Here is a 281-nt window from a genome sequence, read left to right as displayed (position 1 = left end):
CGGATCGATCTCCCACAGCTCCTTGATGCCGATCCCGTACGCCTGCGGATCGGCGTTCGCGTTCAGCTTGAACTTGTCCATCAGCTGCCGGCCCAGATGCCCGCGGCAGCCTTCCGCGAACAGCGTGTACTTCGCGTGCAGCTCCATGCCGAGCTGGAAGTTCTCGGTCGGCTCGCCGTCCTTGCCGACGCCCATGTTGCCGGTCGCGACGCCTTTCACCGAGCCGTCGTCGTTGTACAGAATCTCGGCGGCCGGGAAGCCCGGGAAGATCTCGACGCCGA

The 281-nt window shown here is 65.1% G+C and carries 1 protein-coding gene; it reads right to left on the bottom strand.

Annotation, left to right across the window (positions count from 1 at the left end; translation table 11 throughout):
* Positions 1 to 281: NAD(P)/FAD-dependent oxidoreductase (locus tag HZI36_RS26760; protein WP_425485303.1), on the bottom strand; the 281-nt coding region annotated here is incomplete at both ends.

The sequence above is a fragment of the Burkholderia guangdongensis genome, assembly GCF_013403875.1.
GTDB lineage: Bacteria > Pseudomonadota > Gammaproteobacteria > Burkholderiales > Burkholderiaceae > Burkholderia > Burkholderia guangdongensis.
The sequence above is the reverse complement of the archived record's forward strand: the minus strand, read 5'-3'. Positions and strand labels throughout refer to the sequence as shown.